The following is a 1,833-nucleotide window of genomic DNA, read 5'->3' on the forward strand; positions in this document are numbered from 1 at the left end:
CCTTATAATATCGCCTTGCAACAAGATTCGCCGATTAGTACCCACAAACCAAGAGATATAGCCTATTAATTCATGGCCGCGTTATTTTCAATCAAGAAGATTAATTATCGAGCCACTGGTGCAATTTTTATTTTTCCGTCAAGCATCGGAACACTGCGAGGATATTAAGATAAGTTCCAATCGGGAATTATTACCCATTGAGGGAAATCTATCATAATAATGAGAGAAAGAGAGTGATTGAGTAGACATTCTTTCGCACCAGAATAATTTTTCTGACACAGATTATCCCTCACAGCCCTTTACGCGCCCACCAACCTTGAAGGTAAAATACTTGAATATCTGGGTATACATATCGATGGACATATCACAGACCTTGTCACGATCAACATCAGGAGTAGCTTGTTTTTCAGACACCTGTAAATCATTTCATGCACGAATCCGCTCTGTCGCCAGTTCGGATTAATATACTGGTAATAAATAATGCTCCCAACCCCAATTAGAATAATACCCGTAGAATAGCATCCATATTATTACGTTTATTTCTGTTACGTAATGTCGTTGCGATATCTGACAAAACCACACCAATACCTGGATATCATAACCTCCATCTAATTCACCGCTAGATCCTTTATGCGATAAATATTAAAGTAATGAAACTATACTACTTACACGTATATTAAAATTCACAATATGCAGTAGCTACTCTAGCGAACATACTAATTTACAGTGAATACTTAACCATTAGGCTGGTAGGTCATCTCGTAAAAATAAGCGCTAAACGGCAACTCATACCAAACTTGAGTACTCTCCAAAAGCGAAGGGAGGATTTTTGGCTCGCAGCGTGAATAGTCTTCTGTAGGATATTGGCGCTGACAGTATCCCCGAGGGCTATCGATAAAATCCATCTTAGGAGTGCGTTTAAGCACTAAAACTTTCCCTTCACTGTTCCCCATTTGAGGTTCAATAAAAAAGAAGCTGAGCTGAGATATGAGCGCCGTAATGCTAATAGCCACCACGACTATCCACAGATAAATAGAACGCATACAGAATTCCTGCAATGAGTAAACACGATTACTCTATCAGCTAACCTATAATGAACGCCAAAAATAATAGCAGTGGTTGTCCATCGCAGGAGAAAAAGCACTTTTATATTCAAATATTGCAGCCACAGCTCACTGGCGCTATACCGATTATCTGGCACAACACTATCCTGACATTCATGTCGATGCCAATGTGTTGTATGTAGATGAGGGGCAAATTATCACCTCTGCGGGTAGCAGTGCCGGTATTGATGCCTGCTTACATCTGATTACCCGTGATTTTGGGGCTAAAATCGCCAATCAGGTAGCACAGCGGTTAGTCATGGCTCCCCAGCGACGGGGCGGGCAACAGCAATTTATTCCGCTGCCGCTTGCCAAAGAAACGCATCGGGATATGGCAAAAATGATGCAGCAAGTGCGCGGGCAACTGGCCCAAAATTGGAGTGTCAGCCAGATGGCCGCCGAATTGGCACTCAGTGACAGGACATTTTTACGGCATTTTTCTGCCGCCACGGGCCAATCACCCAAAATATGGTTACAGCACGAGAGAATACACAAAGCGAAAGAATTACTAGAAAGGGATCAGATGAGTATTGCGAGGATTGCCGAATATTGCGGATTTCAGACCATTGAAGGTTTTAGAAATGCATTTCGCCAAAAAGTAGGGATCACCCCTGCGGTGTATCGGCGACAGTTTAAATATAACTAAGGGGGATATTCCAGAGTAATGAATCAATATCGACGATTTTCGACAACAAAAAACCCCGCCGTGGCGAGGTTTTTAGGTTGTTGG

2 protein-coding genes are annotated in these 1,833 nt (G+C 42.2%); one reads left to right on the plus strand and one right to left on the minus strand.

Features of this window, described 5'->3' with window-relative positions:
- Positions 1–734: 734 nt before the first annotated feature.
- Positions 735–1,043 carry a DNA-directed RNA polymerase subunit beta gene (locus tag V1952_RS21605; protein ID WP_420071020.1) on the minus strand — a complete coding sequence of 103 codons (309 nt, stop codon included), beginning with the start codon at positions 1,041–1,043 and terminating at the stop codon, positions 735–737.
- Positions 1,044–1,119: 76 nt separating this feature from the next.
- Between V1952_RS21605 and V1952_RS21610 the strand changes: the two genes are divergently transcribed.
- Complete coding sequence (locus V1952_RS21610) at positions 1,120–1,749, plus strand: helix-turn-helix domain-containing protein (protein ID WP_420075529.1); 630 nt, start codon at positions 1,120–1,122, stop codon at positions 1,747–1,749.
- Positions 1,750–1,833 lie beyond the last annotated feature (84 nt).

It is taken from the genome of Yersinia sp. 2542 StPb PI (genome assembly GCF_048593855.1).
Taxonomy (GTDB): Bacteria; Pseudomonadota; Gammaproteobacteria; order Enterobacterales; family Enterobacteriaceae; genus Yersinia; species Yersinia enterocolitica_E.

What these genes read in the sequence shown, in the direction of transcription:
- V1952_RS21605 (WP_420071020.1), bottom strand. Translation starts at nt 1,043, where the DNA reads ATGCGTTCTATTTATCTGTGGATAGTCGTGGTGGCTATTAGCATTACG.